The organism is Pseudomonas sp. C9D1 (genome assembly GCF_056491235.1).
This window is the reverse complement of sequence record NZ_JBSZIE010000002.1, coordinates 132,521-152,334: the sequence shown is the minus strand read 5'-3', so window position 1 is coordinate 152,334 and position 19,814 is coordinate 132,521. Positions and strand designations below refer to the sequence as shown.

Below are 19,814 nucleotides of genomic sequence, written 5' to 3'. Positions count from 1 at the left end.
CCATGTCGCTGATCTTGCTGTTGCGGCACCAAACCTCGGCCTTCTTCCAGCGCTTCGGCTGGGCCGGCATCGGCTCGCTGCTGGCCATCCACTACCTGGCGTCCTACCTGCTCCTGGCGCTGGCCGGTGAGCAGCACCTGCTGCAAGGGCAGGACTTCACCTATTTCTATTTCACCACCGCGACGACCGTGGGCTATGGCGACCTCTCCCCCAAGAGCGCCTTCGGCAAACTCGTCACGGCACTGTGGATCATGCTGGGCGGCATCGCCCTGCTCACTGCGGTCATCGGCAAGGCATCGGCTTCGGTCGGCGAACTCTGGAGAAAGAACATGAAAGGCCTGGGCGACTACTCCAACCTCAAGGGCCACACCGTCCTCATCGGCTGGGAAGGCGAAGCCAGCGAGCGCATCGTCGAGCTGCTGTACCAGGACGAAGCTACGCGGGACGACAGCCTGGTGATCTGCGACGCGCTGATCGAGGAAAACCCTCTGCCCGGGCGCGCCTCCTTCGTCCGTGGTGATTCGCTGGACAACCCCGTGCTGCTGCGCCGCGCCGGCATCGAGAACGCCGAGCGCATCCTTGTGCACACCCGCTCCGACAGCCTGACCCTGGCCATCGTCCTCACCATCAAGGCGATCGGCACGCGCGCCCATGTGGTCGCGCACTTCAACGACTCCGAGCGCGCCGCCCTCGCCCGCCGCTACGCCCCCGAGCTGGAGTGCACCTCCAACATGGCCATCGAGATGCTGGTGCGCGCCTCCCAGGACCCGGGCTCCAGCGCCGTGGTCACCGAGCTGCTGTGCGTCGGCGACGGCGCCACCCAGTTCCGCCATGTACTGCCCGAGGGTTTCAGTGGTACCTGCGGCGAGCTGTACATCCGCCTGCGCCAGGACCACGACGCCACCCTCATCGGCTACCGCGCCTCAGGCTCCAGCCGCTTCGAGATCAACCCCGCCAACGCGCTGGAAATCCGCGGTGGGGAAATCTTCTACATCGCCAGTGAACGCCTGGAGGAGAACGCACTATGAGCAAACTCAAGCGCTGGCTGGGCCTGGAACCGCCGCTGCCCTCGGCCGACGCGCGCCGCCACCCCAGTGACAGCCGCCCCCTGGGGCTGGCAGCGGGCCGCATGCTCTGCCTGGACCCTTCGCTGGCGACACTGCTCGACGGCCAGTCCCACGTCACCCTCCCCGGCGACGAGAAGATCTGGGCCGTCGGTACCATCGAGCTCGGCCAGTCCACGCGGATCAAGCGCTACTACCTGGACAATGAGGATTACTTCCTGCAGGTGATCATGAACGGCCCGCAGGACAGCGATATCGAGGCGGTGATCCTGTTCGGCTACCACCAGGTCACCCCCATCGCCAGCCGTGAGGAGCTGCTGCGCCTCGCCGGGCCCAACGCGCGCATCGGCATGCAGGTCTACGAGCTGGAGGGCGAGGAATACGGCCGCCAGTGGGGCAGCGAGGATGGCCAGACCGAACTGGTGCCCTTGCACGAATACGTCGTCAGCCCAGACGCCAGCTACGGTGTCGAGCATCAAAGCATGCTCTACGCCCGCGAGATCGGCTTGCTCAACCGGAGGGAGTTCCTGCTCTTCTCGGTGGAGGAAGACGAAGAAGGTGCCATCGCCCTGACCACCGCCGTGGGCGTGACACTGCAGATCACCGACATCCACGTTCTCTGACCAAGGAAGATCCACCATGCTCGACGCGCTCCGCATGTCGCTCAACTCCACCGCCGTCATCGGCTTCGTCATCTACATCCTGGTCGCGGCGGCGCTGTTCGCCCTGTTCCAGTTCATCTACACCCGCGTTACGCCGCACCGCGAGTTCGCCCTGATCCGCGAAGGCAACAGCGCGGCCGCCATCGCCCTGGCGGGTTCGCTGATCGGCTTCGCCCTGCCGGCCAGCAACATCATCACCTACAGCGTCAGCGTCCTCGATTTCGTGGTCTGGGTGGTGATCGCCGCCATCGTCCAGCTGCTGGCGTTCTTCGTCACCAGCCTGGTGCTCAAGGACCTGCCCGGCCGCATCGCCCGTGGCGAACATGCCGCCGCCATCTACTCCGGCGCCGTGGCCATCAGCATCGGCCTGCTCAACTCCGCCTGCATGACCCCTTCGACCTGATCACCGGCAGCGCAAGGAGACCTTTATGAGAAAGCGCAATTCCATCCAGCTGGTGCTCGCCGGCACCCTGCCGCTGGCCTTGGCGGGGTGCAACGACCCGCAGGACACGATGCAGATCACTGCGACCAAGACGTTCAAGAACGTACAGGCCTGCGTCGCCGACAAGTTCCCCGTCGACGTTTGCTCGGACGCGTACATGACTGCCATGGCCGACCACAAGCAGATCGCCCCGACCTATGACAGCCAGGCCGCCTGCGACGCCGACTTCGTGCCCGACTACTGCCAGGCCATCTCCAACGGCAAGTTCATGCCGCGCCTGGCCGGCTTCGAGCTGTCGATGACCAACGAGGTGTCCCGCAGCACCTACGAGCAGGCCGAGCAGCAGGTGGTGCACAGCACCGGCCACAGCGACAACGGCCTGGTCACCGGCATCCTCATCGGCCAGATGCTGGGCAACGGCGGCAACCACTACTACTCGCAGCCGATCTACCGCTACCGCGATGCCCGGGGTAGCTACAGCACCTCCACGCTGTCCCGGCAGATCGAACAGGGCAAGACCTTCAGCCGCTCCAACCAGGCCCGTAACAGCCCGACCTCGACCTACACCCAGCAGACCCTGGGCAAGAGCCTGAGCAGCAAGGCGAGCACCAGCGGTTCGGCGGTGGCCTCCACCATCTCCCGCGGCGGTTTCGGCTCCCAGGCCAACGCCCGTGGCGGCTGGGGTGGCAAGACCGGCGGCTCGGGATTCGGGGGCTAAACACCGCTCATGAAGAAGATCAGCATCGAAGAACGTCCGGGCTGGCAGGCACAGGTCGAGCGTGAAGGCTTCCTGTTCCACACCATCGACGGCGAACGCTACTGGGACGAGCGCGGCTACTACCTGTTCACCCGTGAGCAGGTGACCCGCGATATCGAACAACCCACCCGCGAGCTGCACGAGATGTGCCTCGACGTGGTCGAGCGCGTGGTGGCGAGCGAGGAGCTGCTCACCGGCCTGGCGATACCGCCGGCGTTCTTCGATCTGATCCGCACCTCCTGGCGGGAAGGGCACCCGCACCTCTACGGCCGCATGGACTTCAGCTACGACGGCACGGGCCCGGCCAAGCTGCTGGAAATCAACGCCGACACGCCCACCTCCCTGCTCGAATGCGCCTCGGTTCAATTGCTTTGGCTGGAAGACCAGATACGCCGTGGCGTGCTGCCCGCCGAGGCCGACCAGTTCAACACCTTGGCCGAGGACCTGATCCGCGCATTCGGCACCTTCGGCAAGGAGATCCCCTTCCACTTCTCCGCCATCTCCGGCTCGGTGGAAGACCGGGGCACCACCGACTTCCTCGCGCAGATGGCGCGCCTGGCCGGCATCGACGCGCGGCACATCGACATCGAGGACATCGGCCTCACCGGCGACGGGCGCTTCGTCGACCTGCAGGGGCAGTGGATTCCCCGCCTGTTCAAGCTGCACGCCTGGGAGCACATCTTCAGCGAAGCCTTCGGCAAGGCCGTGCCGGGGTGCGACACCCAGTTCGTCGAGCCGGCCTGGAAGTCGATCATCAGCAACAAGGGCATCCTGCCGCTGCTGTGGAAATTCAACGAAGGCCACCCCAACCTGCTGCCCTCGCAAGTGGACGACGACCCGCGCGCGCCGGTACCCAAGGGCTGGGTGCGCAAACCCTTCTTCTCCCGCGAGGGCGCCAACATCGAGATCCGCACCCCGCAGGACGAAGTGGTGGCGCAGGACGGCCCCTACACCGACGCCCCCTACATCCTCCAGCAGTTCTCCCCCCTGCCCCGTTTCGACGACAGCTACACCCTGATCGGCTCCTGGATCGTCGGCGACACCGCCTCGGGCATGGGCATCCGCGAGGACGACAGCCTCATCACCAAGGACACCAGCCGCTTCCTGCCCCATGTGGTGATGGATTGAGCTGCCGAGGCTGGCGCGCTCCCTCGTAGGATGGCGTAGAGCGAAGCGAAACCCATCAGCGACGGCGGCAGCGTGGGTCGGGGTGGCGCCCGTAGGAGCAAGTTCTGCTCGCGAATGGCGTCGGCACCAACCTACGGTCTGTAGCCCGGACTTCAGTCCGGGGATGCCGAAGGCTTCGTTCCCGGGCTGAAGCCCGGGCTACCGTCTCGTCACCGACCGCCTTGAAGGCACCCGTAGGATGGCGTTGAGCGAAGCGATACCCATCAATAACGGCAGCAGCATGGGTTTCGCGGAGCTCTACCCATCCTACGGAGCTGCTCCGGCAGCTTCGGCTGCTGCGAGCACCCGCAATAGATTTCCGCCCCAGATGGCGGCGAGGTCCTGCTCGCTGTAGCCGGCGGCGAGCAGGCGTTGGCTGATGCGTGGCAGGTCGCTGACGTCGCGCAGGCCTTCCACGCCGCCGCCTCCGTCCCAGTCGGCGCCGATGCCGACGTGTTGCGGGCCGACCACGTCGAGGATGTGCAGCAGGTGGGCCATGAAGTCGTCCAGACGGGTGGGTGGCAGCGGGTAGCGGGCTTCGGTTTCGCGGATGCGCCGGGCGAGGTCGGCCACCTGCTCCGGGGAAAGGCTGGCGGCCAGGCGGAACTCGCGGTACAGCGGGCCGAGGGCCTTGTCGCGCTCGGGGTTCGGCGGGCGTGGGACCAGGTCGCTGGGGTAGCTGTTGACCTGCACCACCCCGCCCTTTTCGGCGAGCCTGCGCAGGCGGGCGTCGTCGAGGTTGCGTGGGTGCGGGCCGATGGCCCGGGCGCCGGAGTGGGAGGCGATGACCGGGGCGCGGGACAGCTGCAGCACCTGGTCGAACACCGCGTCGGAGGCATGGGACACATCGATGAGGATGCCCAGCCGGTTGGCCTCCCCCAGCAGCTCGCGCCCCGCCGGGCTGAGGCCGTGCCATTCCGGCAGCGCGGTGGCCGAGTCGGCGAATGAATTGTTCTGCGCGTGCACCAAGCCGAGCATGCGCAGCCCCAGGCGCCGGTAGGTGGCCAGGCGGCCGGGGTCGGCGGCCAGGGGCTCGGCGTTTTCCATGCTGATCAGCACCACGCGGCGGCCCGAGGCGACGATGCCGGGCACCTCCTGCGCCCGCGTGGCCAGGGCGAACTCACCGGGTCGCGCGGCGACCATGTCGCGGATGCGGGTGATCACCGCCAGGCCGTGTTCGCTGGCCAGGGTGCGCCCCTCCGCCGTGCGCGGGCCCTGGGGCGTGAACACGGCGAAGAAGCCGCCATCCAGCCCGCCCTCGCGCATGCGCGGCAGGTCGACCTGGGATAGGTCGTCGGCGTAGCGATGACGCTGGCTGATGTCCCAGCCCGGCCGCGCCAGTTGCATGGGCGTGTCGAGGTGGCTGTCGAGTAACAGCAGCCGCTCATGCAGCGCACGGACATCGGCCGGTACATCAGCGGCCTGGGCGCTGCTGCCGGTGAGCAGCGCCAGAGCGAACAGTGAGGGTTTGAAGGGCATGGAGCCAGGTCCTTGGCGGTTTGTAGGTCGGGTGAAACCCGGCGTGTTGCAGCGGCTCAATCCCAGCTGAAGCTCCGGTCCCACAACGGCGCCACGTCCAAGCGCTGCGGCAGTACGCCGGCCTCGAAGAAGGTATCGGCCACCTCCTGCTGCGAGCGCACGGCCGCATCGTCCACCGCCTGCAGCACGCGCGGCCCGCTCTGGGCCTTGTACTGGGCGAGGAACACTTCGCGGGGGATGCCGAGGATCTTCTCGCTCTTGGCCGCCCAGGCTTCCGGGTTGTGCTGCACCCATTGCCAGCTGCGGTATTCGCGCTGGACGTAGTCCTCGATGGCGGCGCGCTTGCCCGGGTCGTCGATGGCGCGCTGGTTGGCGGCGATCACGTAGTTGCCGGAGAGGTAGCCCTGCCCCGTGCGCAGCACCCGCGCACCGCTGCGCAGCTCGGCGAGCTGGATGAAGTAGCCGAAGGTCACCCAGACATCCAGGTTGCCGTTCTGGAAGGCGGCGAAACCATCCTGGGGCGTCAGCGCGAAGGGCTGGATGTCGGCCAGGGTCAGGCCCTGTTCCTTGAGCGCGCGCAGCAGCATGTAGTGCGAGGAGGTGGAGCGGATGTAACCCACGCGCTTGCCCGGCAGCTCCGCCAGGGACTGCATGGCCGAGCCCTTGGGCACCACGAAGGCCTGGTTGTTGACGTCGCCGGTGAGCACGGCGATGAGCTTCACCGGCGCCTGGTTCCTGATGCCGAAGATGGGCGGGATCTCGCTCATGGGCGCCAGGTCCAGGGTGCCGCTGATCAGCGCCTCGAAGCCAAGGTTGCCGCCGTTGAACTCGGCGTATTTCACCGCGTAGGGCGGGCGCTCGATGCCCGCCTCGTCGAAGAAGGTGGGCGCCGCGCCCTTGTAGGTGGCCACGTTGAGGCCCAGGCCGCTCCAGTCCCGGGCGAAGGCCGTGGGCAGCGTGCAGGCAAGCCCGGCCAGGGCGGAATACTGGAGGAAGTGACGGCGGTTCATGGATGCTCCTTGCAATCAGTCGAGGAAGTCGGGCTCGTCGCGCAACAGGCGGTCCCAGTACGGCTGGAAGCTGAACCAGCCGCCGAATTCGGTGCCCACCTGGCGCGCAGTGTGTTGCGCCACCTCCGGCGGGATGGGGCGCGGCGTGCCGGCGGCCTCGGCCAGCAGCTGGGCGTGGGCGGCGTTGTCCAGGGCGATGAAGCGCCAGACGGCGGCCTCCACGGTGCGGCCGACGGTGAGCAGGCCGTGGTTCTGCAGGATCAGCGCGACGTTGCTCGGCCCCAGGGTGGCGGCGATGCGTGCGCCCTCGCAGGCTTCCAGCACCACGCCGGTGAAGTTGTCGAACAGCGCGTGCTTGCCGTGGAAGGCGCAGGCGTCCTGGGTCAGCGGGTCGAGCAGGCGCCCGAGGCTGGACCAGGCCTTGCCGTACAGCGAATGGGCGTGGGCGGCGGCGACCACGTCCGGGCGGGCCTCGTGCAGCGCGGCGTGGATGGCGAAGGCGGCGAGGTTGAGCGCGCCCTGCCCTTCGACGATCTCGCCGTGTGGATTGACCAGCAGCAGGTCGGAAACACGGATATGGCCGAAGTACACGCCCACCGGGTTGACCCAGAAATGGTCGGGGAACTCCGGGTCGCGCACGGTGATGTGGCCGGCACCGCCCATGTCGAAGCCGTGGCGGGCGAACAGGCGGAAGGAACCGGCCAGGCGCTGCTTGCGCAGCAGGCGCTCGGCCTCGACCGTGGGTTGCTGGGGGGGCTCCTGCCAGCGGAAGACGGTGTGGCCGTCGCGGGGCAGCGAATAGGCCGTGGGTGGCGGGGTGCCGGTGAGTCCGGTCAGCCTGGCGGTCATGCGGTTTCTCCTTGAAGGGCCGGCGGGATCAGTAGCCACGCCCGGCCTGCACCAGGTTTTCCAGCGGTTGTCCGCTCTGGAAACGTTCGAGGTTGCGCGCCAAGAGCGCGGCGAGGTTGCGGTACACCTGCGGCGTGTTGGCCGAGGTGTGGGGGCTCAGCCGTACACGGGGATGGCTGTAGAACGGGTGCCCGGCCGGCAGCGGCTCGGGCTCGGTGACGTCGAGGCTGGCGAGCGCCAGGCGCCCTTCGTCCAGGGCCTGGAGCAACGCGGCCTGGTCCACCAGGGAGCCGCGCGCGACGTTGATCAGGTGCAGGCCGGGGCGGGCCGAGGCCAGGGTTTCGCGGTTCACCACCTGATGCGTCTCGGCGGTGGCCGGCGCCGCCAGCACCAGGTGGTCGGCGCGGGCGAACAGCTCGTGGATGTCGGCAGCGCGCTGCACGCCGTCCATGCCGAAGGGCTGCGCCGAGCGCCGCAGGGCGAGCACCTGCATGTCCAGCGCACGGGCCTTGCGCGCCAGCTCGCGGGCGATGCTGCCGAAGCCATAGAGGCCGAGGGTGCTGCCGGCGAGCGACGCCAGCGGGCGTTGCTGCCAGGCACCAGCGTTGTCGATCCACAGCTCGGGCAATTGCTTGGCGGCGGCGAAGATGGCCGCCAGGGCGAACTCGGCGATGCTGCTGGCCGTGGCGCCCCGGGCGCTGGCCACCGGCGGGCCGTCGAGCAGCCAGCGAGGGAAGAAGTCCAGCCCCGAACTCACCAGCTGCACGAAGCCCAGGCCGAAGGGCCAGCCGGGCGGCGGCTCGGCGGCGTCGCGCAGGGCCGGGTGCGGCGCGGCGAGCAGAGCCTGCACGCCGGCCGGCAGCGCCTGCGGCAGGCCACGGGGCAGGTCCAGCACTTCCACGCCCGGCAGGCGCTCACGCAGCAGCGCGTTGAAGCCGGCATCCAGCTGGCTGGCGATACGCGCTGCGGTCATGCCTGGCCTCCACGGCTGGGCAAGGCGAAGGCGGCACGCCCGGCGGCGCCGAGCACGGCGTCGTTCTGCGGGGTGTGGATGCGGCTGCAAAGCACGTCGCGGTAGTGCCGCTCCAGCGGGTTGCCCCGGGCCAGGGCCGGGTTGCCGATGGCTTCCACGCCCAGTTCCACGGCGGCGATGGCCTGGGTGGTGACCAGGTACTTGACCTGGGTCGCCTCGCTGGCGGGGATGCGGCCCTCGGCGGCGGCGTCGAGCAGGACGCGGTTGGACAGCAGCAGCGCGTCGATGCGCCCCACCAGTTCCTGGAAGCGCGGCAGGCTGGAAAGCGGTGCGCCGAGGTTGGCCGGGGTGCGCTCGGCCAGCCAGCCCACCAGCCAGTCCCGGGCGGCGCGGGCGACGCCGTCGTAGATGCTGGAGAGCAGCACGGCGAGCCAGAGCACGCCGCTGGAGTCCAGCTCCGAGGGGCGCGGCTGGCTGGCGGGGAGGATGTCCACGGCGTATTCGTCGGGCACCAGTACGTCGTCGAAGACCACGTCGTGGCTGCAGGTGGCGCGCATGCCCAGGTGGTCCCAGGTTTCCTCGATGCGGATGCCTGGCGTGTCGCGGTGCACCAGCCAGGTGCCGACGCGGGGCTCGGCCTCGTCGCTGCGCGCCCAGACCGACAACCAGGTGAGCCCGGGGATGCCGGTTGAGTAGATCTTCCGCCCGCTGATGCGCCAGCCCTCGGGCACGCGCCGGGCGATGGTGCCGGGCAGGCCACCCCGTGCGGGGGTGCCCAGGTCCGGCTCCACGCGCAGGGCGTTGATCAGCGCGCCCTCTTCCACCGCCTCGCGGGCCAGTTGCAGGCGCAGGTGCTCGGGCCAGGCCTGGTTGTTCTGCAGGCGCGCGTGCTGCAGGTATTGCATCACCAGCACCAGGGCGGTGGACGGCTCGCCCCGGGCCACGGCGGCGATCACCCGGCGCGCCTGGGCCAGGCTGGCCTCGCTGCCGCCGAGGCGGCGCGGCACGGTCAGGGCGACGAGGCCGTGCTCGTGCAGGCGGCGCAGGTTGGCGTGGGGGAATTCACCGTGGCGGTCGTAATGGGCGGCGCTGGCGGCGAATTCGTCGCTGAGCTGGGCCAGCAGGTCGGCGAAGGCCGGGGAATCGAGGTCGGGCACGCGGGCCGTCTCCTTGGCGGTTTTCAGGTCGATGCTCATCGTTGGGCGGTCCGTGCGAGGGTGTGGACGAAGGGGCTGGCCGGCGCTTCGACGCCGAGCAGGGTGAGCAGGTGCTGGCGCAGCTCCTGGAAGCCGCGGCTGGCCACCTCCCGCGGCCGCGACAGGCGCACGGGAATCTGCTCGGCGATGCGCCCGGTCTCCAGCACCACCACGCGGTCGGCCAGCAACACGGCCTCGTCGACGTCGTGGGTGACCAGCAGCACCGAGGGCTGGTGAGTGCGCCACAGCTCGATGATCAGTTGGTGCATGCGGATGCGGGTCAGGGCGTCCAGCGCGGCGAAGGGTTCGTCGAGCAGCAGCAATTGCGGCTCGCGCACCAGGGCGCGGGCCAGCGCCACGCGCTGCGCCTCGCCGCCGGACAGGGTGCCGGGCCAGGCGTCGAGGCGGTGGCCCAGCCCCACTTCCTGCAAGGCGGCCAGGGCGCGGGTCTGCGGGTTGGCGCCGCGCAGGCCGAGGGCGACGTTGCGCCAGGCGCGCTTCCAGGGCATCAGCCGGGGTTCCTGGAACACCGCCGCGTGGGCCTCGGGCACTTCCAGCGTGCCGCCGTCCACCGCGTCCAGCCCGGCCAGGGCGCGCAGCAACGTGGTCTTGCCGGAGCCGCTGCGCCCCAGCAGGGCGACGAATTCGCCGGCACCCAACTCCAGGTCGAGGCCGTCGAGCACGGCCTGGCCGGCGAAGCGACGGGTCAGCCCTCGCACGCGCACCGGCGGGCGCAGGCGTTGCAGCGCAACATCCATGGTCAGTTCCTTATGAAGGTGGGGCGCCAGGCCAGGGCCAGGCGTTCGAGCAGGCGCACCAGGGCGTCGATGGACAGGCCCAGCACGCTGTAGACGATGAGGCAGATGACGATCACGTCGGTGCGCATGAAGTCGCGGGCGTCGTTGACCAGGTAGCCGAGGCCGGCGCTGGCATTGATCTGCTCCACCACCACCAGGCCGAGCCAGCTGATGCCGAAGGCGTAGCGCAGGCCGACGAAGAAGGACGGCAAGGCGCCGGGGAGAATGACGTGGACCACCAGTTCCAGGCGGCTGAGGCCGAACAGGCGCCCCGCTTCCACCAGCTTGGGGTCGACGCCACGGATACCGGAGAACAGCGTGAGGTAGACCGGGAAGGTGGTGCCGAGGGCGATCAGGGCGATCTTCGGTGTCTCACCGACGCCGAACCAGAGAATGAACAGCGGCACGATGGCCAGGAACGGCAGCGTGCGCAGCATCTGCACCGGGGAGTCGATGATCAGCTCGCCCCGGCGTGACAGGCCGGCCAGCAGGGCCAGTACCGTGCCGAGGGAGACGCCTATGGCCAGCCCGCTGAGGGCGCGCTTGAGGGAGACCCAAAGGTGCCCGGCCAGCTCGCCGCTGGCGATCATCTGCCAGAGGGTGTCGCCGATGGCGCTGGGCGCGGCGATGATGCGCGCCGGCAGCAGGCCCGTGCGGGAGGCCAGCTCCCAGAGCAGGAGCAGCACCAGCGGGCTGACCAGGCGCAGGCCGAGGTTGCTCCAGCCCTTCCAGCGCAGGGGCGCCAGCAGGGCCGTCAGTGCGGTGCCCGGGGGCACCAGGGCGTTGCTTCGCCGGGACATTCCTTCTCCTCGCTCAGGGCCTTTCCAATGGTCGGGGGCCGCAGGCGGGAGGTTGGATCGAGCCCGCTGCAGCCTGGCTTGACCCACATGCTATCCATCTAAAAAACTGCCGTGAAATTCGATCTGGTTCTAATCTAATATACAAATTGCGCATCTAACCAATGCAGTTACATGCAAGATGCTTTGGTTATGGGCCTGCCGCAGCCCCCTCCTCCGCCTGGTGCGCCACGCGCTGGGCCACGGTTTCGCCGAACAGCGCCACCGGCGCCTGCAGGTTGCCGAGGAAGCGCGGGTGGATCAGCCACAGGTCGATCACCGGCTTGAAGTCGCTCACCGGCACCACCTCCAGGCGCTCGCGGTGGCGGCTGTTCTCCAGCAGCGGGCGCGGCACCAGGCCGAAGCCCAGGCCATTGGCGATCAGCCCCAGCTGCAGCTCGGTGCCGAAGGTCTCCAGGTTGATGCGCAGCGACAGCCCCTCGTCGCTCAGGGCGCGTTGCAGGCCGGCGCGGAAGCCGCAGCCATCCGGGTTCAGCACCCAGCCGCGCTGGTAGCAATCGGCGAGCTTGCAGGAGCGCTTGCGCACCTCGCCCTTGGCTGCGACCACCACCAGGTCCATGCGCGCCAGGGAGCGCCCGACTATGCCCTCGGGGAACACCTTGCCCGCCGGGAACAGCGCCGCCACGGCGTCCAGCTCGCCGTTCTCCATCTTGCCCAGCAGGTGGCTGCCCCAGCCGGTGGAGACCTGGGTCTGCAGGTCCGGGTAGAGGGCCTTGAGCTGGCTGAGGGCGTCCAGCAGCACCACGTCGCCGATGGTCTGCGGCACCCCCAGGCGCAGCGCGCCGCTGGGGGAGGAATCGCTCAGCACCAGTTCCCGCAGGGCGTCCATCTCGCGCAGCACCGAGCGGCACTGCTCGTACACGCGCATGCCCATGGGCGTGGGCTTCAGCGGCTTGGTATTGCGGTCCAGCAGGCTGACGCCCAGGGCCTCTTCGAAGTTCTGCACGCGCCGGGTGATGGCCGGCTGGGTGAGCTGCAGGGACTCCGCCGCCTGGCTGATCGACTGGCTGCGGATGACGGCCACGAATGCATCGATATCATCTATCTTCATTCTTTATTCGCATAATAAATGGCTGGAAGAATACGCAAGAAGAATAATATCTTTTGCCCCGGCACGGTAGCGGTTACCGCTGCGCACTCACGGACATCGAGGGAACCATGTCTCAAACGCCCAACCTCGGACGGCTACGCGGCTTCATCGTCGACCTCGCCGACCTCCTCGCCCAGGCACCGGACGAGCCGCGGATACTCGACCAGGGCGCCGCGCTGCTGCGCGACCTGGTGAGCACCGACGACTGGCTGCCCGACGCCTACGCCCAGCCCAGCCCGGAGCGCTACCAGCAGTACCTGCTGCACGCCGACTCGCGCCAGGCCTTCTCCGTCGTCAGCTTCGTCTGGGGGCCCGGCCAATCGACCCCGGTGCACGACCACCGCACCTGGGGGCTGATCGGCATGCTGCGCGGTGCCGAACTCAGCCAGGGCTTTGCCCGCAACGCCGATGGCAGCCTGCGGCCCCAGGGCGCGGCGGAATCCCTGCAGCCCGGCGATGTGGTCGCCGTGTCGCCCCGGGTGGGCGATATCCACCAGGTGCGCAACGCCTTCGAGAACCGCACCTCCATCAGCATCCACGTGTACGGCGCCAACATCGGTGCGGTGCGCCGCGCCGTCTATGCCGAGGGCGGCGTCGAGAAGCCCTTCATCTCCGGTTATTCCAACCTCCACCTGCCCAATATCTGGGACCTGTCGAAAGAGAGCCTGGCGCCATGAGCCGCATCCCCCTTCGCCGTTTTGCCGACATCCGCTCCGCCCTCCTCGCCCACGAGGAAGTCGCCCTCATCGACCTGCGCGAGGAGGCCCCCTTCGCCGAGGCGCACCCGCTGTTCGCGGCCAATATCCCGCTGTCCAAGCTCGAACTGGAAGTGCTCGACCGCGTGCCCCGCCGCGACACCGCCGTGACCCTCTACGACGACGGCGAAGGCCTGGCCCAGCGCGCCGCCGAACGCCTGCTGCAACTGGGCTACAGCGACGTGGCCCTGCTGGAAGGCGGCCTCGCCGGCTGGCGCGAGGCCGGTGGCGAGCTGTTCCGCGACGTCAACGTACCCAGCAAGGCCTTCGGCGAACTGGTGGAAAGCCAGCGCCACACGCCCTCCCTCGCCGCCGAAGAGGTAAAGGCGCTGCTGGATGCCAAGGCCGACGTGGTGGTGCTCGACGCCCGCCGCTTCGACGAATACCAGACCATGAACATCCCCGGCTCCATCAGCGTGCCCGGCGCCGAACTGGTGCTGCGCGTGCGCGAACTGGCGCCGGACCCGAGCACCCGGGTGATCGTCAACTGCGCCGGGCGCACCCGCAGCATCATCGGCACCCAATCCCTGGTGAACGCCGGCATCCCCAACCCGGTGGCCGCCCTGCGCAACGGCACCATCGGCTGGACCCTGGCCGGGCAGACACTGGAGCACGGCCAGCAACGGCGCTTCACCGACGTCAGCGTTGAAACCCGCGAACAAGCCGCACAGGCTGCCCGCGCCGTGGCCGACAAGGCCGGCGTGCGCCGCGCCAATCTCGCGCAACTGCACGACTGGCGCGCCGAGGCCGGCCGCACCACCTACCTGTTCGACGTGCGCACCGAAGAGGAATACCGCGCCGGCCACCTGCCCGGCGCCCGCTGGGTCGCCGGTGGCCAACTGGTGCAGGAGACCGACCACTACGCCAGCGTGCGTGGCGCCCGCATCGTCCTGGCCGACGACGACGGCACCCGCGCCAACATGACCGGCTCCTGGCTGGCACAACTGGGTTGGGAGGTGCATGTGCTCGACGGGCTCACGGCAGCTGATTTCAGCGAGAGCGGCGCCTGGCGTCCCGCCCTGCCCGGCCTGCCCCAGGTCGAAGCCATCGCCCCGCAGACCCTGGCCACCTGGCTGGAGCAAGGCGACACGGCGGTGCTCGACTTCACCACCAGCGCCAACCACGTCAAACGCCACATCCCCGGCGCCCGCTGGGTGCTGCGCGCCCAACTGCGCGAAGCCCTCGCCACGGCTCCGAAGGCCGAACGCTACGTACTCACCTGCGGCAGCGGCCTGCTGGCCCGCTTCGCCGTGGACGAAGTCGCGGCCATCACCGGAAAACCCGCCTTCCTGCTCGACGGCGGCAACACCGCCTGGGCCGACGCCGGCCTGCCGGTGGAAGACGGCGAAAACGGCCTACTGTCACCGCGCATCGACCGCTACCGCCGCCCCTACGAGGGCACCGACAACCCGCGCGAGGCCATGCAGGCGTACCTTGATTGGGAGTTTGGGTTGGTGGAGCAGTTGGGGCGGGATGGGACGAGTGGGTTCTTTGTGGTTTGAGTGACAGCCGAGGCAGGTGCTTGCAGGAGTACCTGCCTCAGCAGCGTCCAACTAGAAACGCGGACTCATCAGCTCAACGTTAAATAGAGCTGCTGTCGTATCCATTCACAGAGCTGAGCATCAAGGCAGGCAGGGATGCGCTCATCTCCACCCCAGGATCGATTGATCCGATGCTCCCACTCTATGGTTACATCCATCAGGGCTTGTGACTGCCCCCAGAAATGGGTCGCATGCACCGCAGCCTTCGCCACGCTGTACAGCTCGGGCAACGTACTGCCGCCCTCGACATAGCGTCGGCCAACAGCAAGCATTTGCCTGAACTCAATGATCGCTACGGTCATGCTGCTGCATCCCTTCTTGGCACAGTGCAACAATCCCCTCGCAACGCCTGAATGAATGCCTCAAACCTCTTTCCCATAAGGGCTGGGCAGATCGTTGCGTTCGAGCAGGTACTCCATCGAATTGTTGATCGCCCACACCATCAGCGCATCCAGCGTCATATCGAGGGGCTGGCCCTTCAGCAGCGGTTCGAGCCGCTGCACGGTGCCGGGATAGTCCTCGGTGTGGAAGCGGAACCGCCCGTAGTTGCCATGGCGGTCCACCAGGAGATAGGTGCAGTAGTGGTCATCGTCCGACCAGCGCCCGAAGCAGAAGTAGTTGGCGCTCAGGTGTTCGATCTGCTCCTTCGACAACTCCTCCTCGACGAAGTAATCGCCGAAGTTCCAGGCGATCGCCGGGCAGAACGCGTGCAGGCATTGGTAGGAGGTCGAGGTCGAACGCCCGTAGATCTCGAGAATGCGACGGTCACCCCAGCGGCCGCGATCCGCAATGACGTCGTAGATGGCGAAGCGCTTCCTGAACAGCGCCTTCAGCTCCCCCGGCATCGCGAACGCATACTGCGTCTCGGCGCTCAGCAGGTCCTCGTCGGATACGGCGCCCGGCCACTCGAACAGCGTGCCGTCCTGGAAGTACTCGTCGAAGTACAGCTCGTAGGTTTCCCCCTCCTCGTCGTAGAACGCATGCAAGCTCCGGCAGAACGACTCGAAACGGTTCAGGGCCTCAGGCCAGGTCTCGTCCGCACCACCACGGAGATGGTCGCCGTAGCTGTTTTCACCAGCGGGTTTGGGCTGGATGCCGAGGATGCCTTTGAGTTTCTTGAACACGATGGGGACCTGGTGAGGGATCTGGGGGATGCGAGGACATTAAATGAAAAGGACCTTGTCTGGATGGGCATGGTTATCGAATCGAGTACTGGCTAGCAGGATGGTTCATCGCCCTCCGCTAGGAAAAATAGACGACTCAGTAATAAATTTCCGCACAAAGTGTCTAAAGCTGTATAAGCAAACTACTAGCGGCGTTTTCAACTGGACTGCGACTAAAGTTTGTTTTTAGCAAAAATCAAAAAATATAACATAGTCGCGGTGACGCAAAAACGTTAAAACCCATTTAGGTGTTCGTGCCCAAGCTTAGCAACGAACGCCTCCTCTCAATCTCAAAGGAGGCGTCCGCAGCCTTACTCTCTTACATGGCCATTAAGCGTTCACAAAGTTTCGTTAGTGACTCTCGCCTGATACCCGCCAACTCCTTGTTTACTAGCGCCACCGCACTACTCTTCTGCCCTTTCATGGCTAAATACGTGGCCTTGTATCGAATATAAGTCCTGTAAGTTTGCTTGCTTCTAGTTTCCGTGGAATCCAATAACTTTATCGCATGCTCCAGCTTCGAAATTTGCTTATGCTGAATTGCAAGATCTGCTAATGTAAGAACTGGGTAGTTTACATCAGGATACCGCGCAATAGTCTCTTCAATGAGCTGAAATGCTCCGTGCAGGTCTCCGTCAAAATTAGCCAGAATCTTTGCCCTTGCTGAAGAATACATTTCCTGCGCGCGATTAGAAGAGTTGGATTGTAGTTTTTGTGCGATCTCTTCAAGCAAGTCACGATCCACGTCATGCCTATCCTTGTAGAAAAGGCATGACAGATAGTTGTTGGCATTTAACGGGTTATTTGGAATTCTTTCATAAACCTCTTTTGCTAAATCAAACGCCAATTCGTGTTCATCACTTTGCATGTACACAAGAACGATTTCACTTTTGGCTTTAAAATCATTCGGCTTACGCTGCAATACACGCTGATAACTGGCCAGTGCCTTCTCCTGCTGACCTGATATGCGATAGAAAAATCCGTGAAGAAATGAGTTGTCCGGCTCTGGTATATGCTTCACCTCAGAAAAGAAGTCCGCCTCTCTTAGTCGAGCCAAAGCTTGGCACTTCATAAATCGAATATGCAATACAATATCTTTGTGCAGATAGGCCTCATTAAGCAACACTCTGTCCGACAACCGTATAACTTCTTTGTAGCTTCTACTTACATCATATAAATTTCGAATGGTTTTCAGGAAATACGATGGAATTAAAATCCGCTCATCAACAGCAGCACCACTAATCAGCGCCTCTTGCATGGAAAAGATATATTCGGATATATCTTTGTTGTCATCCTGATAGGTTGCCAAAAAGTCCCGCACATACTCCTTAAGTTTCTCACTAAATGAAAGTGGCATGCCAAATCTATTTCGCGCAATATAGTCACGAACCACCTCATTAAGCCGAACATAATCACCATTAACCCCTAGGCGCTCGCACACCGATGATATAAGGAAAGAATTTAAAATTTCATAATACTCACTCTCGCCCACCAACCCAAAAATGAAATCAAAACTTACAAATTCAAATTTTGAAAGCAGATATAAAAAATCCAATGCTTTCTGATTATCTCTATACTGCTCCACGATAACGCGCGCTTTGTCTGATGCGTACTCTTGAATTATATGAGAGTTACGCTTTGCCTCAAAAACACTTGAGTCAGCAATAGTGTCAACGGTAAATATCACCTGATCAGGGTAGCCCGTCAATAAGTCAGAAAAAAACAAAAGGTCATTATTTTCAATTTCGAGCCTTTTAAATTTAGAGTATCTTTTTAGCAAGCCGGCGCGCTCCGACTTGTCTAACTCCGGAAGCTCTTCCATATAGTATTCTGGATGCTGGCGAGCGATACGCTTGTCTGCTCTAAACTTGCTTGAAATACAAAACAAAACATGATCTGAGCCCTTCATTTGTTCAATAATAGCTGCAAACCAGTCTACGACTTCGCCATTATATTGAATGATAGCCCCGCGATCCTCTATCAGCACCCGCTCTTTTTCTTTTGCAATATCCCGCGCCAAGTTAAGCGCTAATTGGATTTTCTTGTCCAAACGAGTATGCAGAGCATTTTTTAACGGTTTGCTTTCAGACAACCCCAAGTCATCAAGCTTTAAAATGAAATCTTCGATGCTATCTGTTGCCTCCAGCGAGATCAGGGGGAATTCATAGGATTCCCTCGTGACGTTCGCTTTCTTTAGCGCATTTTTAAGGAATGCCTTTCTTCCTATAGAATTAAGCCCGGATGCAATAACCACCTGCGGAGTAGGCAAGGCCAAATCATCAAGACGTTCTTCCAGTCGTTTAATTTGATCATTTCGCCCAACAAATATCTGCTCTCTTTCTTTAAGTGTGGGGTGCGTTTTCCAAGAGATCTCTCGCATTCTTGCGTTAATTTTACGCGCAGAAACCTTGGCCTGCCGGATGTGTTGAATATTGAACCCCTTTTTCATCCATTTGGGGATTCTTTTGTCCGAATAAGTAATATTTTCATCAATGATTATTGGATATATACGATCAATCAAACCCAACTCGACGCCTTCCTTCGCCTTTTTTAGCTCAGCCTTTACCCACGACGACTCTAGCGCGTTATGGGAGAGGAATATAACAAAAAGTGAAGTCTCATCGAGACCAGACAAAATCTCTTCAGATGGAGACATACCTTCCTCAAAGGTCATCTCATCAAACACTACACTTTCTTTGCGCAACTTCCCATAAACCTCTCTAACATACGGCTTATCGAGTGAGCTATGAGATAAAAAACACTTAATCATCTGAAGTCCTTTTTCTAAGTTTTTATTTCTGTTTCTTGTCTGAGTTATTTCTTGCCGGCGCGCACGCTCCTTTGGAAGACGATGAGCCATAACTCCTCCGGCTTAATATCTCATGATAGGGTGAAGATTCCGCGAGAACCCTTAGCGCGTTATCTCAGAAAAAAACATTAACAACAACCCCGTCTCTTCATTTTTTTGGGCTAACCAACTCCGCTTCAAATGTTCAGAGTCACACTTAGGAGGCTCTGGGATGCTCTCGCCTTGGAACTCGTCAGCGTCAGCGACTCCATCGACTTTTGGTTCCCAGATACCATCAGCGACCAGTCAGAGCGCTGTACTCAAGAGCTGTTAACAAAGATTCGGATGGCAAGACGCTGCTAGCCACCAAACTAGATCTTAAGAGCCGCAGCCACCCCTTGCCCTAAACCCTCCCCCTCCCTATCCTTCCCCCGCCACGGTCAATCCCGTGGCCGGGTTTAGCGACCCGAAAGACATTGGCGCGATTGCGCCAGCTGGTGCATGCGAGAAACGGCGGATGTTTCTTGCAGGCATTGGCACGCATGCAGTTTTTCTGCACCGCTCTATGGCGGACCGCGTGGGGAGACCCTCGGGTCTGCCGGATTCCAATGTCTCCGGTTCGCTAACCCCGCGCGGTCTGCCACCCTTTCGTTTAGCGACGTAGGTGGCAGCTCCTTAACCGACATTGGAGCTACGCCCATGCATGACGCATCCACCCCCATCACCTTTCAACGCCACTGCCATCAACTGCGCGCGGTGATGATCGACAACCGCCCCTGGTTCGTCGCTATCGATTTCGCCCTGATGATCGCCGCCGCCCGCCCCTATCGGCTGACCAAGCGCCTGTATCCCCACCAGCACCGTTTCGCGACGCTGCGTTTTGCCAGTGGCCACTGCGAAGAGCTGGAGTTGATCAGCGAGGCCGGGCTTTATCGGGCGTTGTATCGCTTCGGGCACCCGGAGCATTGCGCGTTGAGCCAGTGGATCAGCGATGAGGTGATCCCTGCGCTGCACGATTACCACCGCGAGGCCGATGCCAGCCCGCGGCGCATCCTGATGACCTGGGCTAATCAGCGCGTGGCGGCCCTGCTTTGGCAGGGGGAGTTGTGGATCGCGCGGCGGGACCTGCCGCGCTTTATGGCGGCGCACGATGACCCGGCGCTGAGTGATGGGCCTAGCTGGAAGCGGTTCTTCTAGGGCCAGGAGCGGGAACGCCGCATGGAG

19 protein-coding genes are annotated in these 19,814 nt (G+C 63.9%); 8 read left to right on the top strand and 11 right to left on the bottom strand.

Annotation, left to right across the window (positions count from 1 at the left end):
• The first annotated feature begins 2 nt into the window (after positions 1-2).
• The 5 genes from ACXI0U_RS09080 to ACXI0U_RS09060 are packed head-to-tail and all read left to right on the top strand — an operon-like array spanning position 3 to position 4,053.
• The gene (locus tag ACXI0U_RS09080) at positions 3-1,028 is read left to right on the top strand and encodes an ion channel (protein ID WP_271657709.1); all 1,026 of its coding nucleotides are present in this window, start codon (positions 3-5) and stop codon (positions 1,026-1,028) included.
• Positions 1,025-1,687, top strand: coding sequence for a DUF2491 family protein (locus ACXI0U_RS09075; protein WP_431484436.1), 663 nt, complete (start codon positions 1,025-1,027; stop codon positions 1,685-1,687). Before ACXI0U_RS09080 ends, ACXI0U_RS09075 begins: the two co-directional genes overlap by 4 nt.
• Before the next feature lie 16 nt (positions 1,688-1,703).
• A complete protein-coding gene (locus ACXI0U_RS09070; protein WP_021221887.1) occupies positions 1,704-2,129 on the top strand; it encodes a DUF350 domain-containing protein in 426 nt (141 codons plus the stop codon).
• Positions 2,130-2,154: 25 nt separating this feature from the next.
• Positions 2,155-2,886 (top strand): DUF1190 domain-containing protein, encoded by a 732-nt coding sequence (locus ACXI0U_RS09065; protein WP_431484437.1) that lies wholly within the window; start codon positions 2,155-2,157, stop codon positions 2,884-2,886.
• 9 nt (positions 2,887-2,895) lie between these two features.
• A complete protein-coding gene (locus tag ACXI0U_RS09060) occupies positions 2,896-4,053 on the top strand; it encodes a glutathionylspermidine synthase family protein (protein WP_479550087.1) in 1,158 nt (385 codons plus the stop codon).
• A gap of 306 nt (positions 4,054-4,359) precedes the next feature.
• Here ACXI0U_RS09060 and ACXI0U_RS09055 read toward each other — a convergent pair whose 3' ends face one another.
• From ACXI0U_RS09055 to ACXI0U_RS09020, 8 genes are all read right to left on the bottom strand, one after another.
• The gene (locus ACXI0U_RS09055) at positions 4,360-5,571 is read right to left on the bottom strand and encodes a dipeptidase (protein ID WP_479550086.1); all 1,212 of its coding nucleotides are present in this window, start codon (positions 5,569-5,571) and stop codon (positions 4,360-4,362) included.
• Positions 5,572-5,627: 56 nt separating this feature from the next.
• On the bottom strand, positions 5,628-6,581 hold the full coding sequence (locus ACXI0U_RS09050; protein ID WP_479550085.1) for an ABC transporter substrate-binding protein: 954 nt from the start codon (positions 6,579-6,581) through the stop codon (positions 5,628-5,630).
• 15 nt (positions 6,582-6,596) lie between these two features.
• On the bottom strand, positions 6,597-7,430 hold the full coding sequence (locus ACXI0U_RS09045; protein ID WP_479550084.1) for a class II aldolase/adducin family protein: 834 nt from the start codon (positions 7,428-7,430) through the stop codon (positions 6,597-6,599).
• A 28-nt stretch (positions 7,431-7,458) separates the two neighbouring features.
• Positions 7,459-8,403 carry a D-isomer specific 2-hydroxyacid dehydrogenase family protein gene (locus tag ACXI0U_RS09040; RefSeq protein ID WP_479550083.1) on the bottom strand — a complete coding sequence of 315 codons (945 nt, stop codon included), beginning with the start codon at positions 8,401-8,403 and terminating at the stop codon, positions 7,459-7,461.
• Entirely contained in the window at positions 8,400-9,599 is a 1,200-nt protein-coding gene (locus ACXI0U_RS09035) for an acyl-CoA dehydrogenase family protein (protein WP_479550082.1), read from the bottom strand. Before ACXI0U_RS09035 ends, ACXI0U_RS09040 begins: the two co-directional genes overlap by 4 nt.
• On the bottom strand, positions 9,596-10,357 hold the full coding sequence (locus ACXI0U_RS09030) for an ABC transporter ATP-binding protein (RefSeq protein WP_479550081.1): 762 nt from the start codon (positions 10,355-10,357) through the stop codon (positions 9,596-9,598). Before ACXI0U_RS09030 ends, ACXI0U_RS09035 begins: the two co-directional genes overlap by 4 nt.
• 2 nt (positions 10,358-10,359) lie before the next feature.
• Positions 10,360-11,196, bottom strand: a complete 837-nt coding sequence (locus tag ACXI0U_RS09025; protein WP_083422403.1) for an ABC transporter permease — start codon at positions 11,194-11,196, stop codon at positions 10,360-10,362.
• A 187-nt stretch (positions 11,197-11,383) separates the two neighbouring features.
• On the bottom strand, positions 11,384-12,304 hold the full coding sequence (locus tag ACXI0U_RS09020; protein WP_374980945.1) for a LysR family transcriptional regulator: 921 nt from the start codon (positions 12,302-12,304) through the stop codon (positions 11,384-11,386).
• Positions 12,305-12,411: 107 nt separating this feature from the next.
• Between ACXI0U_RS09020 and ACXI0U_RS09015 the strand changes: the two genes are divergently transcribed.
• Entirely contained in the window at positions 12,412-13,020 is a 609-nt protein-coding gene (locus ACXI0U_RS09015) for a cysteine dioxygenase family protein (RefSeq protein ID WP_431484444.1), read from the top strand.
• Positions 13,017-14,600, top strand: a complete 1,584-nt coding sequence (locus ACXI0U_RS09010; RefSeq protein WP_479550080.1) for a rhodanese-related sulfurtransferase — start codon at positions 13,017-13,019, stop codon at positions 14,598-14,600. Before ACXI0U_RS09015 ends, ACXI0U_RS09010 begins: the two co-directional genes overlap by 4 nt.
• A gap of 68 nt (positions 14,601-14,668) precedes the next feature.
• Here the strand turns inward: ACXI0U_RS09010 and ACXI0U_RS09005 are convergent, their stop codons facing one another.
• From ACXI0U_RS09005 to ACXI0U_RS08995, 3 genes are all read right to left on the bottom strand, one after another.
• Positions 14,669-14,941, bottom strand: coding sequence for a hypothetical protein (locus ACXI0U_RS09005; RefSeq protein ID WP_479550079.1), 273 nt, complete (start codon positions 14,939-14,941; stop codon positions 14,669-14,671).
• 60 nt (positions 14,942-15,001) lie between these two features.
• Positions 15,002-15,763, bottom strand: a complete 762-nt coding sequence (locus ACXI0U_RS09000) for a hypothetical protein (RefSeq protein ID WP_479550078.1) — start codon at positions 15,761-15,763, stop codon at positions 15,002-15,004.
• A gap of 358 nt (positions 15,764-16,121) precedes the next feature.
• Complete coding sequence (locus ACXI0U_RS08995) at positions 16,122-18,662, bottom strand: TIR domain-containing protein (RefSeq protein WP_479550077.1); 2,541 nt, start codon at positions 18,660-18,662, stop codon at positions 16,122-16,124.
• A gap of 627 nt (positions 18,663-19,289) precedes the next feature.
• On the opposite strand from ACXI0U_RS08995, the gene ACXI0U_RS08990 reads away from it, so the two are divergent.
• A complete protein-coding gene (locus ACXI0U_RS08990; protein ID WP_479550076.1) occupies positions 19,290-19,787 on the top strand; it encodes a BRO-N domain-containing protein in 498 nt (165 codons plus the stop codon).
• Positions 19,788-19,814 lie beyond the last annotated feature (27 nt).

Bases quoted from the DNA above. Each gene is read 5' to 3' on its own strand.
- ACXI0U_RS09080 (WP_271657709.1), top strand. From the start codon at position 3: ATGTCGCTGATCTTGCTGTTGCGGCACCAAACCTCGGCCTTCTTCCAG.
- ACXI0U_RS09075 (WP_431484436.1), top strand. From the start codon at position 1,025: ATGAGCAAACTCAAGCGCTGGCTGGGCCTGGAACCGCCGCTGCCCTCG.
- ACXI0U_RS09070 (WP_021221887.1), top strand. From the start codon at position 1,704: ATGCTCGACGCGCTCCGCATGTCGCTCAACTCCACCGCCGTCATCGGC.
- ACXI0U_RS09065 (WP_431484437.1), top strand. From the start codon at position 2,155: ATGAGAAAGCGCAATTCCATCCAGCTGGTGCTCGCCGGCACCCTGCCG.
- ACXI0U_RS09060 (WP_479550087.1), top strand. From the start codon at position 2,896: ATGAAGAAGATCAGCATCGAAGAACGTCCGGGCTGGCAGGCACAGGTC.
- ACXI0U_RS09055 (WP_479550086.1), bottom strand. From the start codon at position 5,571: ATGCCCTTCAAACCCTCACTGTTCGCTCTGGCGCTGCTCACCGGCAGC.
- ACXI0U_RS09050 (WP_479550085.1), bottom strand. From the start codon at position 6,581: ATGAACCGCCGTCACTTCCTCCAGTATTCCGCCCTGGCCGGGCTTGCC.
- ACXI0U_RS09045 (WP_479550084.1), bottom strand. From the start codon at position 7,430: ATGACCGCCAGGCTGACCGGACTCACCGGCACCCCGCCACCCACGGCC.
- ACXI0U_RS09040 (WP_479550083.1), bottom strand. From the start codon at position 8,403: ATGACCGCAGCGCGTATCGCCAGCCAGCTGGATGCCGGCTTCAACGCG.
- ACXI0U_RS09035 (WP_479550082.1), bottom strand. From the start codon at position 9,599: ATGAGCATCGACCTGAAAACCGCCAAGGAGACGGCCCGCGTGCCCGAC.
- ACXI0U_RS09030 (WP_479550081.1), bottom strand. From the start codon at position 10,357: ATGGATGTTGCGCTGCAACGCCTGCGCCCGCCGGTGCGCGTGCGAGGG.
- ACXI0U_RS09025 (WP_083422403.1), bottom strand. From the start codon at position 11,196: ATGTCCCGGCGAAGCAACGCCCTGGTGCCCCCGGGCACCGCACTGACG.
- ACXI0U_RS09020 (WP_374980945.1), bottom strand. From the start codon at position 12,304: ATGAAGATAGATGATATCGATGCATTCGTGGCCGTCATCCGCAGCCAG.
- ACXI0U_RS09015 (WP_431484444.1), top strand. From the start codon at position 12,412: ATGTCTCAAACGCCCAACCTCGGACGGCTACGCGGCTTCATCGTCGAC.
- ACXI0U_RS09010 (WP_479550080.1), top strand. From the start codon at position 13,017: ATGAGCCGCATCCCCCTTCGCCGTTTTGCCGACATCCGCTCCGCCCTC.
- ACXI0U_RS09005 (WP_479550079.1), bottom strand. From the start codon at position 14,941: ATGACCGTAGCGATCATTGAGTTCAGGCAAATGCTTGCTGTTGGCCGA.
- ACXI0U_RS08995 (WP_479550077.1), bottom strand. From the start codon at position 18,662: ATGGCTCATCGTCTTCCAAAGGAGCGTGCGCGCCGGCAAGAAATAACT.
- ACXI0U_RS08990 (WP_479550076.1), top strand. From the start codon at position 19,290: ATGCATGACGCATCCACCCCCATCACCTTTCAACGCCACTGCCATCAA.